At 59.5% G+C, this 1,241-nt stretch carries 1 pseudogene; it reads left to right on the plus strand.

Annotated features, from left to right (window positions below):
- The first annotated feature begins 94 nt into the window (after positions 1–94).
- Positions 95–1,122 (plus strand): annotated as a pseudogene (locus AC0L3L_RS36325) (IS110 family RNA-guided transposase).
- Positions 1,123–1,241: the final 119 nt, after the last annotated feature.

Raw genomic sequence — 1,241 nt, forward strand, 5'->3', positions numbered from 1 at the left:
TTTGCTGATGGGGTGGATGCCAGCCTTCTCCGACGGCATCGCAATGTGCCAAAGTTTGTGGTGTTAGCGCCACGCAAAGGAGAGGCAGGCATCCATGGAAAAGGTTACCATCATTGGGGTCGATCTGGCAAAGAACGTCTTTCAGCTGCACGGGGCGGCAGCTGATGGATCGGTTGTGTTCCGCAAGAAGCTGTCGCGCCTGCAGTTTTGCAAGTTCATGGCGAGTCAACCGGCATGTGTCGTGGCGATGGAAGCGTGCGGCAGCTCCCACTACTGGCCCGTCAGATGGCTCGGCTTGGCCATGAGCCAAGACTGATTGCCCCGGCCTATGTCAAACCGTTCGTCAAGCGGCAGAAGAACGACGTCGCAGATGCGGAGGCGATCGTCGAAGCAGCGCAACGACCGACAATGCGCTTTGTCGAACCGAAGACCAAGGAGCAGCAGTCCCGGGCTATCGTGTTTCGCACCAGAGAGCAGTTCGTGAATCAGAGAACCGAATTGGTGAATGCGCTGCGCGCGCACCTCTATGAGTTCGGTTATGTTGCTCCGCAAGGCATCGGCCACCTGCCACGTCTGGCAGAGATCGTCGAGGACGAGAGCGCAGACCTGCCGGATCTGGTCCGTGACATCTGCAGCGCTCTCCTTGACCAGATCGACCAGTTGAGCAGCCGGCTCGCGGCATTGAAGAAGACGATCGACACGCTGTCCAAGCAAGCTGCAACATCTCGGCGCTTGCAGACCATGCCCGGTGTCGGCCCTATCGCTGCCCTTGCCATTGAAACCTTTGCGCCACCGATGGAAGCCTTTAAGTGCGGTCGCGATTTCGCCGCCTGGCTCGGGCTGGTCCCTCGGCAGAAGTCGAGCGGCGGCAAGCAACGACTAGGGAAGGTATCGAAGATGGGCCAGCGCGATATTCGGCGGTTGCTCATCATCGGCGCCATGGCTGTGGTTCGATGGGCGTCTCGGAGGCGCGCGCCCGACGGTTCCTGGCTTGCCCGCTTGATGTTGAAGAAACCGCGCATGCTGGTGGCAATCGCGCTGGCCAACAAGATGGCGCGTGGCATCTGGGCCATGCTGACGAAACAGGAGGACTACCGGAATCCGGCGACGGTGCCTGCGTGATTTGCAACAACGCACCTGAGACCGGGACGTCGGAGATGTGAGGAAGGCATGAACTGCATGGGCAAATGATCGATCAGATCGGGGTCAGGAAAACCAGAGTCAAGTTGAGAGCCCACGCA

It is taken from the genome of Mesorhizobium sp. WSM4849 (assembly GCF_055811385.1).